Below are 12,421 nucleotides of genomic sequence, written 5' to 3' on the forward strand. Positions count from 1 at the left end.
CGGGCAGGCTGAAGCATCGGTCTCCCCCGTTCGCCGGTGATCGTGGAGAAACGTAAACGCCTGCGCACACTCTGTAAATGTCCACATAGGATGCCGGGAATCGCACCACTACAAGGGCATTCGGACCCACTTTTCTGGATCATGAAGTACACGAGCCCTGACCCGGTAACAACCCATTGATGAACCACAATGGATGCATGAAACGGAGATCAGTGTCGATCGACTCCCCATTTGGCGCATCTACCGGAACCGATGGATTGCCCAGCCCCACGATGATCCATCACCATGATCTAGATCACGCAAACACGACGTTCCGCACCGCCGGTCGCGCACGGGCAACCCCTCGAGCGACTAGGTTGAGCGAGTGAGCGATCCTCGAGTGCTGGTGATCGGACTTGACCCCTACCGGGTGCCGGGGCCGTGGGATCCGGCGCCCGTGGCCGCGATGATCGCAGTCGGGATGACGCGTTTCGCCGAGGCCGGGGTCGGGGTCGAGAGCTGCCTCTTCGGGCTCGACGGCAGCGACGACATCGAGGCCGTCGTGCGGGAAGCGCTCGATCGCCGGCCGTGGGAGGTCGTGGTCGTCGGGGGCGGGGTTCGCAAGTCGGAGGAGCGGCTCGAACTGTTCGAGCGCATCCTCAACCTCGTGCACAGCCACGCGCCGGGCGCCGCGATCGCTTTCAACAGCACACCGGACGACACGTACGCGGCTGCGGCCCGGTGGCTGGCATGACCCAGGCCATTGACGGCGTACGGGCGGTGGTGTCGGATCTTCGCGCCGGGGACGCGCTGGAGGCCGAGCATCGCGAACTCGTGCTCGACTGGCTCGGGAGCACCGACGACGTCTATCGGCGGGTCAAACCGGCCACGCCCGATCAGCACCTGGTGTCGTACGTGGTGCCGGTTGATCCTCGCGACGGTGCGATTCTGCTGGTCGATCACGTGAACGCGGGACTCTGGCTGCCGCCGGGCGGGCATGTCGAGCCGGGCGAGGATCCGCGCGTGTCGGCCGAGCGCGAGATCGCCGAGGAGCTCGGGCTCGACGGGAGCGGTGTGTCACGGGAGCCGGTGTTCCTGACGGTGACACGAACGGTCGGGATCGACTCGGGGCACACCGACGTGAGCCTCTGGTACGTGCTTCCCTGCGGCCGTGACCAGCGGCTTGTACCCGATTCGGGAGAGTTTCACCGCGTACGGTGGTGGGATCGTTCGGAGCTCGAAGCGGCCGACCCGAAGCGGTTCGACCCGCACTTCACGCGCTTCTTGCGGAAGATTTCGGACTAAAACGACACTGGCGTAATGTCGGAATTGTCGGTGCGGCTGGCCGATACTGGCTCGATGACCACGGCCGTGCGAACGCCTGCGACCAAGACAATCTCCACCGAGGCGGACTACCCGCACATGGGGTGGCACGACTGCCGCATCCACGCGATCAGCCTCGCCGAGCACGGTGAGGACGGCGCCCTGCCCCAGGTGCGGCTGATGCTCGACCTCGACTACATCGTGCGCTGGGAGGAGCCGGCCGCCGCGGGCAGCCACCTGACCTTCTGGGTCGCGCCGGCCACGCTCGTCTTCGAGGGCGCGTGGGGCATCAGCGGCGAGTTCGGGCCGCTGTACGAGCAGCTCGAGATCGCCGACCTGCACAAGCTCGACCCGGCCGACGAGCACCCCGAGCCGTCCTGGCACATCGAAGGCCAGAACTTCGGTTTTCACCTGCGTGCTCACGGGTTCCGCCAGCATCTGCGGGCCACGCCGGTCCACGTACACCGAAAGGTCTTGACCTCTCAGGAGCGCGGCGGGATCAGTTTCGCGTTGCCAGCCTGAAATACCGGATCGCCAGCTCGGCGACCTCGTCCGGACTCACCAGCGTGTTGTCGACGCGCAGGTAGTCGTCGCGGCCGTCGAACTCGGTCGTCGAATTGAGCTTGTACGCGGCGTCCGTCTCGAGCAGCAGACGCCGCGAATTGTCGAGGTCCCGCTTCGAAGCCTTCTCGGCCAGCCGATCCGCGCCGGTGTTGCGCGACAACCGCGCCTCCTGGGTCGCCTCCAGCTCGAGAAAGAGAACCCGGCCGCCGCGGTCGGCGAACGGTTTCGCGTACGACGCCACGGCCCGGGCGTCACCCGCATGGCCAAAAGCCCAGACGTACGTGAACACGAGCCCCGGAAGGTCACTGGCGGCCACTTCCTCGAGCACGCCCGTACGGAAGCCCTCGACCAGACGGTGGAACGGCGGCGTGCCGAAGTCGAAGAAGCGCAGCACCGGCTCGATCGTCAGGTGGTTGTGAAACACCTTCAAACCGGTGCGCTCGGCGATCGCGTTGCCGACCGTCATCTTGCCGACGGCGGGCGGGCCGATGATGAAAAGCAGGAGCGGAGCCATGAGGTTCCTCTAAATGAACGCGCGATAGAGCAGCAGCAGGCCGACCGCGGTGCCGAACATGACGATGATCGTACGGAGCACGGGCGACGGCATCCGGCGGGCGAGCCGCGCCCCGGCATAGCCGCCGACGATCGTAGCGGGCGCGAGGATCAGGACCGCGACCCAGTTGACCGGCCCGAACAGCGCGAAGACCAGCAGGGTGACCAGGCCGACGATCGCGGACAGCACGTTCTTGAGCGCGTTGATGCGGTTGAGCGGCTCGTCGAGGATCAAGGCGAGGGCAGCGACATACATGATGCCGAGCGCCGCGCCGAAATAGCCGCCGTAAACCGCGCCGACGAAGACGACGGCCTGCAGCGAGACAGCCGCGCGGCGCCGCGACATGGTGTGCGGGTGGCCGACGAAACCCCGCAGATGCTCCTGGAAGGCGAGCGTGACCGCCGCGCCGAGCACGAGGAACGGGACGATCAGCTCGAAGGCCCGCGCCGGGGTGACCAGCAGCAGCACGCAACCGGCGGCCGACCCGGCGACGCAGGCGGGAACGATGCGTACGAGCCGGTGTCTCTGCCCGGCAAGATCGCCCCGGCTGCCCACGACGCTCGACACGTATCCCGGAAAGACCGAGATCGAGTTGGTGACGTTCGCCGCCACGCTCGGCAGACCGGTCGCGAGCAGGCTCGGAAAGGTGATCAGCGACCCGCCGCCGGCGATCGCGTTGATCCCGCCGGCGGCCACACCGGCGACGATCAGCAGGACGATATGGGCGAGGTCCATGGTGCCGTCGAATCTACGGTCTCGGGGTGCGGGCCGCCCGCCGACGCGCGCCGCCTAGAATGACAGGCGACGGACGAGTAGGCCAGGCGGTCGCGTCGGCGCCCCTCAGTGGCGTCGCCGAGGAACGTCCGGACTCCGCAGAGCAGGGTGGTTGTTAACGGCAACCCGGGGCGACCCGCGGGACAGTGCCACAGAGAACAGACCGCCGACCCTTCGGGGCCGGTAAGGGTGAAACGGTGAGGTAAGAGCTCACCAGCATCCCGGGTGACCGGGGTGGCTAGGTAAACCCCACCCGGAGCAAGGCCAAGCAAGGCCACTGCCGCGAGGCGGTGGCCGGCGCAAGCGTTCGAGGGCTGCTCGCCCGAGCTTGCGGGTAGGCCGCAAGAGCCGACCGGCAACGGCCGGCCGAGATGGATGACCGCCCGAGGCGACCCCGGTCGCCCGGACAGAATCCGGCGTACCGGCCTACTCGTCCGTCGCCCCATCTCATGATCAAGGACTCCGCGGGGGCGCCGCCCTACCTCTTAATCGACCTATCGCTCGTGGTCGACGGCCTGGCGTGTTCAGAGCTGGGCTGTGCCGAGCGCCGGGCCTGTGAACTGCGTGTTGCGGATGACGGCGGCCACCATCGGCGGCATGAGATCCAAGATGCGCGCCCGCAGGTCGTGGCGGAGCCTGTGCAGTACGGCGGCGGCGCGGTCGACAGCGAACTCGCCGAGGACGGCCGCTGAGGTCTCCGGAGCGACCCCGTCGAGGACGTCGGCCACCGTCTCCGCCGTCGCCTGGGCGATCTTTCGCCCGATCTCGTCGAGTCCGGTCCGGTGGATGAGTGCTCGCCTTCGCCGGGTCGGCAGTGCGGCGAGGAGCCCGGCAGCGGCGTCGCCCGGGATCGCGGTGAGGAGCTCGGCGCAACGTTCGAGGGGGTAGGACGACTCGAACAGGGCGATGATGCGACCGAAGCTCAGGCCGAACAGCAGTTTCACGGCGAGCCGGTCCGGCATGCGATCGCTGTTGACCAAAGCCTCCCGCGTCCTGATCGGGATGCCGGGGATGATCCCGTCCAGCGCGTCCGGGGGCAGATGACTGAGGGTCTCGGCGGAGATTTCCGCCGGCAGGGCCGAGATGACGGACGCCGCGACCGCGGTGGGCATGCGCTGAAGGAGCTCGGCCGCCGCCGGGAAGTCGTAGCCGCGCAGGATCCTCTCGGCGGCAGTCGGCTCCATCCACCCCATGCACTCGGCGACCTGTTCGACGGACATGTGGAGGGAGGCCTCGGCGGCCGGGCCGGGTCCCATCGAGGCGAGATGTTGCGCGGCGACCGGCGCGTGCAACGTGGCGAGGTGCTGTCCGACCGCGTCGGGGGGCAGGCTCTTCAGCATCGGCATCACCGCGGCCGGGTCCGCGGTCTCGAGACGGCCGACGATCCGGATCATGCCGTCGATGCCGTCCTGGTCGTCGTCGACCTGGGCCGGGGCCGTCGTCGCGCGTGCCGCCTGAACCGTTCGCCTCGACTGGCTTCGCGCTATGCGGTGCCGGGCGTCGACCCAGGACGCGAGCTCGTCCTGGGTCACGCCGCAGGCGCGTGCCACGTGGAAGACGACTCTGGCGCTCGGGAGCACGCGGCCGGATTCCGCGTTGCACAGCGTGCTTCGGGGCACGCCGGTGAGCTCGGACAGTTCGCGCAGGCTGAGCAACTCGTCGGTCATCTCGCGCCGAGGGGTGCGGAGACGAAGTTCCTTGAGGGCCGCGGCCAGCTCCGAGACGGTGTGGACGGTGTGCGGTTGCGGGGCGGCCGGCGAGCCGGTTGGGAGGGGTGACGGCACCGTCCCATGCTGTCCCACGCCGTTCGCTCCTGTCCCGCCCTGTCGCCCGAACGGCGTACACGAAGGACTGTTGAGCTGGGGCGGCAGCGCCGCACAGGGTGATCTTCATCGGCGGGTATGGCCGGAAAAGACGAAAAGCAGCGGACGCCGTGTGCGCTCGTCGATCTCGGCGATGCTGGATATTCGACCGTGCGCTGTCATGTCCACGCGCGATCAATAGAAAAGGGTGGCGGTCGTATGCACCACGACCGCCACCCGATCTCCCCACCACTCAGAGCAATGAGGGGATCAATGAATAGTAACAACGACTCGGACCCGGGAACGTCGCCTGATCCGGGCAATGCACCAGTCCACGGCGCCTGGAACCGGCGCCACACGGCCGACCCTGAAGGCGCGAACGGCTTCATAACGCGCCAAGGCCTGGTGGGTTTCGGCGGATTGGCCGGCGGCGTCGTCGCGGGGGCTTCGTTTTGGGCCGTCGGCCCGTGGCCCGCTGTCTCGGCCGGCGTTTTCGCCGCGCTGGGAGCGGCGGCCGCCCTGCACGGACTGCTGCCGAAACACTGGTGAACGGCCATGCCCGACGTCGCATCGCGCCGATCGCCTCGGCCGGTCGGCGTCGGGCCCGAGCCGAAGCTGAAGCGAAGAACCAGCGAAGGACTAGTTGGCACACGACTAGATTACCCGGACCCGCGCCCGACGTCCAGGGGCGTCGCGCAGGGAGTCGCGTCAGCCTTTGAGGCCGGTGTGGGCCAGGCCTTCGATGAACTGGCGTTGGGCGAGGACGAAGACGATCAGGACGGGGATGGCGGTCATCGAGGCCGCCGACAGCTGTACGTTCCACAGCGCGCCCTGGTAGGCGTCGGTGAACTGGGTCAGGGCCTGGGGCAGGGTGTATCTCGTCTGGGTCGAGATGTAGACGACCGGCTCCAGGTAGAGGTTCCAGCTGTGCAGGAACGTGAAGATGGCTACGGCGCCGAGGGCGGGGCGGGCCAGCGGCAGCGCGATCCTGCGGAAGATGGCGGGGCGGCCCAGACCGTCCATCCTGGCGGCCTCCTCGAGTTCGCCGGGCAGGGTGATGAAGAACTGGCGCATGATGAACGTGGCCAGGACGCTGGATGGTCCCAGCATCGGCACCAGGATCAGCGGCCAGTGGGTGTCGACCAGGCCCAGGGTGTTGAAGACGCGGAACAGCGGGACGATCGTCACCTCGCTCGGGATCAGCAAACCCGTCAGGACCAGCAGGAACAGGGCGTTCTGGCCGCGGAAGCGGATGCGGGCGAAGGCGTAGCCGGCCATTGAGGCGACGACCAGGGTGCCGAGGGTGACGACCACCGCGATGTAGGCGCTGTTGAAGTACTGCTGGGCGAACGGCTGCATCTCGAAGACCTGGCGCCAGGGCTCGACGCTCCAGGAGGACGGCCACAGCGACGGGGAGAAGATCTCGGCGTTCGGCTTGAACGAGCTGGTGATCATCCACCAGGTCGGGAAGACAAACGGCACGCAGAGGACGAGCAGGGCCCCGTACAGGAAGAGCTTGACCTTAATGCTCATGGAAGACCCACCTCTTGCGCATTTGCCACTGCAGGACGGTCAGGGCCAGCACGATCAGGAAGAGCAGCACCGACAGGGTGGCGCCGTAGCCGAACGCGTGGAACTGGAACGCCTGCTGGTACAGGTAGTAGACGAGGACGGTGGTGGAGGTGCCGGGGCCGCCCTGGGTGAGGACGCTGATCTGGGCGAAGACCTGCAGCGAGCCGACCACCGTGATGATCGACGTGAGCAGGATGGTGGGGCTGATCAGCGGCAGCGTGATGCGGCGGAAGATGGTCCACGGGCCGGCGCCGTCGGTGCGGGCGGCCTCGTAGAGCTCCTGCGGTACGCCTTGGAGGGCGGCCAGGAAGAGCACCATGTTGAGGCCGACGTTCTTGAAGACCTGCACGACGACCACCGAGACGAGGGCGGTGCTGCCCGAGCGCAGCCAGTTCGGGCCGAAGCTGAGGATCCCGTTGTCGCGCAGCAGGAAGCCCCACACGATCGTCCAGGCCAGCAGTGACACCACGACCGGTGAGAAGAACAGCACGCGGAAGAACGTGGTGCCGCGCAGCTTCTGGTTGAGCAGGACGGCGAGCAGCAGGGCCAGCGCCAGGTTGAACACGACCAGGCCGACGGAGAAGAACGCGGTCGCCCGCAGCACCGACGGCATGTTCGGGTCGTCGAGCAGGCGCTGGTAGTTGTCGGCGCCGACGAAGTCGAACGTGTCGGCCAGGACGTTCCACTCGTGCAGGCTGTACCAGACGACCAGCACGAGCGGCAGGAAGACGAAGGCGGCCGCGCCGAGCAGGGCCGGGGTGATGAAGACGTACGCGGTGAGCTGGTCACGCCGGCGCAGGGTCCAGAACGAGCGGGCGGAACGAGCGGCCTCCGGGGCCGCCCGTTCCATCACGGCGGTCATTTCGCGAGCAGCGGGCTGATGGACGTGCACACGCCCTTCAGCACGGTCGCGACATCGGCGCCCGGCTTCCACAGGGGGTCGAGAGCGGAGCGTACGGCCTGGTTGATCTCGGCGCTGCCGGTGTGCGACGGCTTGACCACGCCGTTCTCGATCCCGTCGATCACGACGTCCTGCAGCTGGGCGGGCTTGAGCAGCGGGTTCGCCTTGGCCAGCGTCGCGGCGTTCAGCTGGGACCGGCGGGGCGGCGGGAAGAACTGGGCCAGCTTCTCCGAGTTGGCGGGGCTGGTGAAGAACTTGACGAAGTCCTGCGCCGCCGCGGCGTGCTTGCCCTTCTTGAGCACGCCGAGACCGCCCTGGCCGATGACGGAGTAGTCCCCGGCCGGCCCGGCCGGCAGCGGAACGAGGGCCCAGCCGAAACCGCCCTCCTTGAGCAGGGACGCGCGCGAGATCTGGGCGATCGTCATCGCCGACTCGCCGGCGAAGAAGTCGGCCGACACCCCGGGTGCGGGCAGCGCCTTCTTCGTGAAGGTCGCCTGGTGCAGGAAGGTCATCGCGTCGACCATCGGCTGCTGGTCGAAGCCGCAGGTCTTGCCGTCGGCCGTCCATGCCTCGGCGCTCCAGCCGCGGAAGACGGTGGCGAGGTTGGTCCACTCCTTGTAGTCGAAGTCGCGCACCACGAGGCCCTGCTTGCCGGTCTTGGCCGCGGTGGCCGACGCGACCGCGACGGCGTTGTCCCACGTCCATTCGGCGCCCGTGGGGAGCGTCTGCCCGGCCTTCTTCAGCAGGTCGGTGTTGACGAAGACACCGAAAGGCGAGGTCGAGAACGGGTACGCCATGAGCTTGCCGTCCTGCTTCCACAGGGCGGTCGCCGTGGTGGCCAGGTCAGCCGTGTTCTCGATGGTGTCGTCGAGTGGTGTGAGCGCGCCGGAGGTCACGAAATCGGGGGCGGCGCCCTCGAGGATCCACGCCATGTCGGGCGCTTTCCCGCCGGCGATCTGCGTGGTGACCGTGGTCGTGTAGTTCTCCAGCGGCAACGCCTCGAAGCTGACCGTGACGTCGGGGTGGGTCTGCTTGTAGCCGGCGGCGATCGAGTTGAACAGTTCCACGTGGGCCGGGTTGGCCGACCACGTGGTCATCCGCAGGGTGATCGGGCCGTCGGCCTCGGCCTCTCCCCCGCCGCACGCGGTGAGGGCGCCGAGCAGGGTGAGGGTGGCGGCTATGGATGCGGTCTTTCTCATGTCGGGGGTCCTCTCTCAGTAACCGCTGATGTCGGGCCAGCGCAGCTCGACGCCGTCGGCGCTCAGGTGGCTCTGGAACTCGCTGAGGAGCGTGGGGGTGTTGCGCACGGCCCGGGGCGTGACCGAGCGGTCGAGGCAGAACGCGGCGAGGGCGCCGGCCACCTCCCCGGCGTTCCACTCGACCGGGTGCAGCCGGTAGGAGCCGTTGGTGATGTGGGTGGTGCCGATGTTCTTGCCGGCCGGCAGCAGGTTCTCGACGCGCCGCGGGATCAACGCTCCGAGGGGGATCTCGAAGGGGCACGAGGCGACGTCGATGTAGTTGTCGCCGCCGGTCGACGGGTGCAGGTCGATGCGGTACATGCCGACCCCGATCGAGTCGTCGTAGGGGACAGCGCCCTTGTCGCCGCGTACCAGCAGCGACAGATCCTGCTCGACGACCGTGTATTCGGCCCGGATGCGACGGCTCTCCCGGACGTACGGGGCCATCGCGAGGCCGTCGGCGCTGCCGGTGACGTCGCCGCGCAGTCGCAGCCCCGGCCAGCCGGTGCCACCGTCCGGGCGCGGTGCCTCGGTCTGCAGCCAATAGAGCACCGAGTACGACAGTTCGCGCGCGGCGCGCTCGACCGCGGCCGGGTCGGGCACGTCGACGTACGGCTCCTCGAAGTAGTCGATCATCGGCCAGTTCACCAGGCAGATGTCGCTCGGGTAGAAGCCGTCGGCGAAGTTGCGGCGGGCCGCGATGCGCCGGAACGTCCACAGGTTGCCGTCGCCGGGGTTGACGCGCTGGTCGGCGTCGACGAGCCACGGGTCGTCGTCCGGGTTGGGCGTGAACGAGCGGGTGGAGATCTCCAGCGTCCGGGGGTTCGGGGTCTGCCACGACAGCATCGGCGCGCCCCAGAACGCGGGCTGGTAGGAGCGCCAGAAGCCGTACGCCGAAGGCCGGTCGATGGTGTGGTCGCCGTCGATGTGGTCGATCGCGAAGCACACCGACAGGGCCTGCATGTTCGCCGGGTCGCCGACCTCGGGGGCGCTCGGCTCGCCGGTCTCCGCGCTCGACTCGGCCCCGGTCACATGTTCCGTGCCGGTCATCGGCAGCAGCTCGCCGGTCTCGGTGGCGTCCAGGACGTAGGGCGCGGTGAGCACGACGTCGTCGCCGAGGTGTCGGACGGTGACCGAGGTGACCCGGTCACCGTCGGTCTCGGCGCCGACCGGCACGGCCGGCTGCAGCACGGTCAGCCGGCCCGACCCGCGGTAGGGGGCCAGCATCGACTCGATCACGGCGACGGCGACGCGGGGCTCGTGGCAGAGCCGGCTGACGTGCCCGGCGCCCGGGTTGAGGTCGCGGGTGCGGCGGGCCCGGTCGGTCAGCGGGAAGTTCGACCGGTAGTAGTCACGGATGCCGTCGCGCAACGCGCGGTAGCTGGCCGTAACGCCGAACCGTTCGACCCAGCTGTGCTCGTCGGGCGGGACGGCCTGGCTGGTCAGCTGACCGCCCAGCCAGGCGTACTCCTCGGTCAGCATCACTGTCCTGCCTGCTCGCAGCGCCGCGAGGGCGGCCGCCACCCCGCCCAGGCCGCCGCCGACCACCACGACATCGGCGTGCAGCTCACGCATGCGGCACCGCCAGCGTCGCCCCGGCCACCGGCTCGCACGGCAGCAGCCGCTGCAGGTCGCCGCCGCTGCCGTCGAGGATCGCCGAGAGCACCTCGACCGCCTGCCAGCCCATCTCCCGGCGCGGGATCCGATAGCCGGTGAAGTCGAGGTCGGTACTCGCGGGCCGGGTCGGGTCACCCAGGGCCACGAAAGACAGATCATCCGGTACGCGCAGACCCCGCCGGGCGGCCTCATCGGCCACCACCGCACCGTCCGCGAACTCTTCCACGAAAATTGCCGTACACCCCTGTTCTTGAATCTCGTCGAGAACCACGCCGGCCCGCCTGTCGGCGAAGCGCACGTGGATCCCGCTGATGCCGGTCTCGGCGACCGCCGTCGTGAAGCCGTGCAGGCGGTCGGCGTGCGACTCGGCGCCACCGCCCTCCCCCACGTACGCGATGCGGCGGTGACCCAATTCGGCGGCCCTGCGCACCTGGGCGGCGGTCGCCGCCGGATAGTCGGCGCCGACGTAGGGCACCGCCCCGCCGGCGTCGTCGCGGCGGCCGACGCTGACGAACGGCGATCCTTCGGCGAGCAGCCGTGCGAGCTCCCGCGGATCGAGCCAGCGGCCGAGCAGGATGCAGCCGTCGGCCAGGCGCAGCCGGTTGTCCTGGTGGAAGATGCGGCGGCGGCCGTCGACGACCGGTGCGCTGGTGAACAGCAGCAGGTCACAGCCGATGCTCTCGGCGCACTCCTCGATCCCGACCAGGAACGGGTGGTAGAAGTCGCCCTGCCCGGCCGGGAACACCGGCTCGTAGGTGAAGACGCCGAGGAACCGGTTGCGTTGCGCGGCCAGGCGACGGGCGATCGGGTCGGCCACGTAGCCGGTGCGACGGATCGCCTGCAGCACGCGTTCCCGGGTCTCGGGTGCGATGCGGACGGCGGCGTCGTCGCGCTCGTTGAGCACGATCGAGACGGTCGTCTGGCTGACGCCGGTCATCCGGGCGATGTCCTGCTGCGTCACCCGCCTGTTGCTGGACGGCACGTCGTAAGTCCCCTCTGTTACGCCGCTAATACGCATTAACAAACGTGAACCGATCGTGGGGCACCCTCGGCGCGGGCGTCAAGCAAAGTGCCTGTACTAATAGGTATTAGCACCTTGACCGCAGCGGTTAACCATGACGAAACTTCGGCTCATGAATCGACGAACGTTGCTTGGTGCGGCTCTGGCCGGCGCGACGGCCGGGCTCGGTGCTCAGGGGGTCGCACGTGCGGCCGGACCTGGGGGAATGCCCACCTACACCTATCTGCGCGACGCGCTCACGCTGCCGCTGCGCTACAACCCGACCGGCGAGTTCATCTTCCCGTGCATCCGCGGCGTCTACGACAAGATCAGCGGGGCGCGGGGGCGCTACTACCTCTACTACGCGCCTCATGAGAAGCCCGGCGGGATCTGCGTGGCCTGGGCCAACTCGCTGGCCGGGCCGTTCACCGAGGGGCCGGCCAACCCGGTGATCGACAATGTCCTGCCGGGCGGCGGCACCGTGTCGCACGTGTCGTCGCCGCACGTCACCTGGGACTACACAACCAGGCAGTTCTTCCTCTACTACCACGGGGAGAACACCACGACCCGGGTGGCGCGATCGAAGGACGGGCTGACCTTCACCGACGAAACGCCGATCCTGAGCACACGGCTCGTGCCGGGGCTGACCGAGACGTCGTACGCCCGGGTCTTCGAGCATGCTCTGCCGGGACGGGGCAATCGATTCACGATGGTCTACATGGGAGTGCTGGCGGGCCGACGGCGCATCTATCACGGCTGGTCGCCCAACGGGTGGGACCAGTGGCAGTTCAGCCAGACCCCGCTGGTCAACCCCGAGCCGGACGGACTGACCGACATCTCGGGGCCCTCACTGGTGTCGCGCGACGGGACGACGTACGTGGCCTATCACGGCAACGACGGGAAGATGCGGATCACCGAGGTGGGCAACGGGTTCGACCGGGAGAACCACCTGGGGGTCTTCCACTCCCCCGTGGCGAGCGACAACGGGCGGACAGCGGCGCCCTCGTTCGGCACCGACGGCGGGGTGCCGTACATGTTCTACGAGGCCGGGCCGCGGCTGAACGCGCGGATCTGCGTCGCCCGAGGCGCCTGACCTCG

At 68.6% G+C, this 12,421-nt stretch carries 13 protein-coding genes and 1 other RNA gene; 6 read left to right on the top strand and 8 right to left on the bottom strand.

What is annotated here, in order from left to right; all coding sequences use genetic code 11:
* Positions 1-364 precede the first annotated feature (364 nt).
* Genes EER30_RS30395 through EER30_RS30405 form a run of 3 tightly spaced genes read left to right on the top strand, consistent with a single transcriptional unit; the run spans position 365 to position 1,824 of the window.
* Positions 365-733: a hypothetical protein gene (locus tag EER30_RS30395; RefSeq protein WP_127504079.1), complete on the top strand. Its 369-nt coding sequence runs from the start codon at positions 365-367 to the stop codon at positions 731-733.
* Entirely contained in the window at positions 730-1,284 is a 555-nt protein-coding gene (locus EER30_RS30400) for an NUDIX hydrolase (protein ID WP_127504080.1), read from the top strand. The genes EER30_RS30395 and EER30_RS30400 overlap by 4 nt, the downstream gene beginning before the upstream one ends.
* Before the next feature lie 15 nt (positions 1,285-1,299).
* Positions 1,300-1,824, top strand: a complete 525-nt coding sequence (locus EER30_RS30405; RefSeq protein ID WP_127504081.1) for a hypothetical protein — start codon at positions 1,300-1,302, stop codon at positions 1,822-1,824.
* Here the strand turns inward: EER30_RS30405 and EER30_RS30410 are convergent.
* Together EER30_RS30410 and EER30_RS30415 are read right to left on the bottom strand one after the other, a co-directional pair.
* Positions 1,802-2,380 (bottom strand): DEAD/DEAH box helicase family protein, encoded by a 579-nt coding sequence (locus EER30_RS30410; RefSeq protein WP_127504082.1) that lies wholly within the window; start codon positions 2,378-2,380, stop codon positions 1,802-1,804. The two genes, EER30_RS30405 and EER30_RS30410, sit on opposite strands and share 23 nt — an antisense overlap.
* A 9-nt stretch (positions 2,381-2,389) precedes the next feature.
* A complete protein-coding gene (locus tag EER30_RS30415; protein WP_127504083.1) occupies positions 2,390-3,154 on the bottom strand; it encodes a sulfite exporter TauE/SafE family protein in 765 nt (254 codons plus the stop codon).
* A gap of 74 nt (positions 3,155-3,228) precedes the next feature.
* On the opposite strand from EER30_RS30415, the gene rnpB reads away from it, so the two are divergent.
* Positions 3,229-3,630: RNase P RNA component class A (gene rnpB, locus EER30_RS30420), an RNA gene on the top strand.
* Between the two features lie 87 nt (positions 3,631-3,717).
* Here rnpB and EER30_RS30425 read toward each other — a convergent pair.
* Entirely contained in the window at positions 3,718-4,977 is a 1,260-nt protein-coding gene (locus EER30_RS30425; RefSeq protein WP_127504084.1) for a magnesium transporter MgtE N-terminal domain-containing protein, read from the bottom strand.
* Between the two features lie 291 nt (positions 4,978-5,268).
* Between EER30_RS30425 and EER30_RS30430 the strand changes: the two genes are divergently transcribed.
* Complete coding sequence (locus tag EER30_RS30430; protein WP_127504085.1) at positions 5,269-5,544, top strand: hypothetical protein; 276 nt, start codon at positions 5,269-5,271, stop codon at positions 5,542-5,544.
* A gap of 159 nt (positions 5,545-5,703) precedes the next feature.
* On the opposite strand, the gene EER30_RS30435 is transcribed toward EER30_RS30430, so the two are convergent.
* Genes EER30_RS30435 through EER30_RS30455 form a run of 5 tightly spaced genes read right to left on the bottom strand, consistent with a single transcriptional unit; the run spans position 5,704 to position 11,284 of the window.
* Positions 5,704-6,528 carry a carbohydrate ABC transporter permease gene (locus EER30_RS30435; protein ID WP_127504086.1) on the bottom strand — a complete coding sequence of 275 codons (825 nt, stop codon included), beginning with the start codon at positions 6,526-6,528 and terminating at the stop codon, positions 5,704-5,706.
* Positions 6,518-7,429 (bottom strand): carbohydrate ABC transporter permease, encoded by a 912-nt coding sequence (locus tag EER30_RS30440; RefSeq protein ID WP_127504087.1) that lies wholly within the window; start codon positions 7,427-7,429, stop codon positions 6,518-6,520. The genes EER30_RS30435 and EER30_RS30440 overlap by 11 nt, the downstream gene beginning before the upstream one ends.
* Entirely contained in the window at positions 7,426-8,667 is a 1,242-nt protein-coding gene (locus EER30_RS30445) for an ABC transporter substrate-binding protein (protein WP_127504088.1), read from the bottom strand. The genes EER30_RS30440 and EER30_RS30445 overlap by 4 nt, the downstream gene beginning before the upstream one ends.
* A gap of 15 nt (positions 8,668-8,682) precedes the next feature.
* Positions 8,683-10,281, bottom strand: a complete 1,599-nt coding sequence (locus EER30_RS30450) for an FAD-dependent oxidoreductase (RefSeq protein ID WP_205650498.1) — start codon at positions 10,279-10,281, stop codon at positions 8,683-8,685.
* Positions 10,274-11,284, bottom strand: coding sequence for a LacI family DNA-binding transcriptional regulator (locus EER30_RS30455; RefSeq protein ID WP_240670397.1), 1,011 nt, complete (start codon positions 11,282-11,284; stop codon positions 10,274-10,276). The genes EER30_RS30450 and EER30_RS30455 overlap by 8 nt, the downstream gene beginning before the upstream one ends.
* A 172-nt stretch (positions 11,285-11,456) precedes the next feature.
* Between EER30_RS30455 and EER30_RS30460 the strand changes: the two genes are divergently transcribed.
* On the top strand, positions 11,457-12,416 hold the full coding sequence (locus tag EER30_RS30460) for a glycoside hydrolase family protein (RefSeq protein ID WP_240670398.1): 960 nt from the start codon (positions 11,457-11,459) through the stop codon (positions 12,414-12,416).
* Positions 12,417-12,421: the final 5 nt, after the last annotated feature.

Origin of the sequence: Actinoplanes solisilvae (assembly GCF_003999975.1) — a bacterium.
GTDB lineage: Bacteria > Actinomycetota > Actinomycetes > Mycobacteriales > Micromonosporaceae > Actinoplanes > Actinoplanes solisilvae.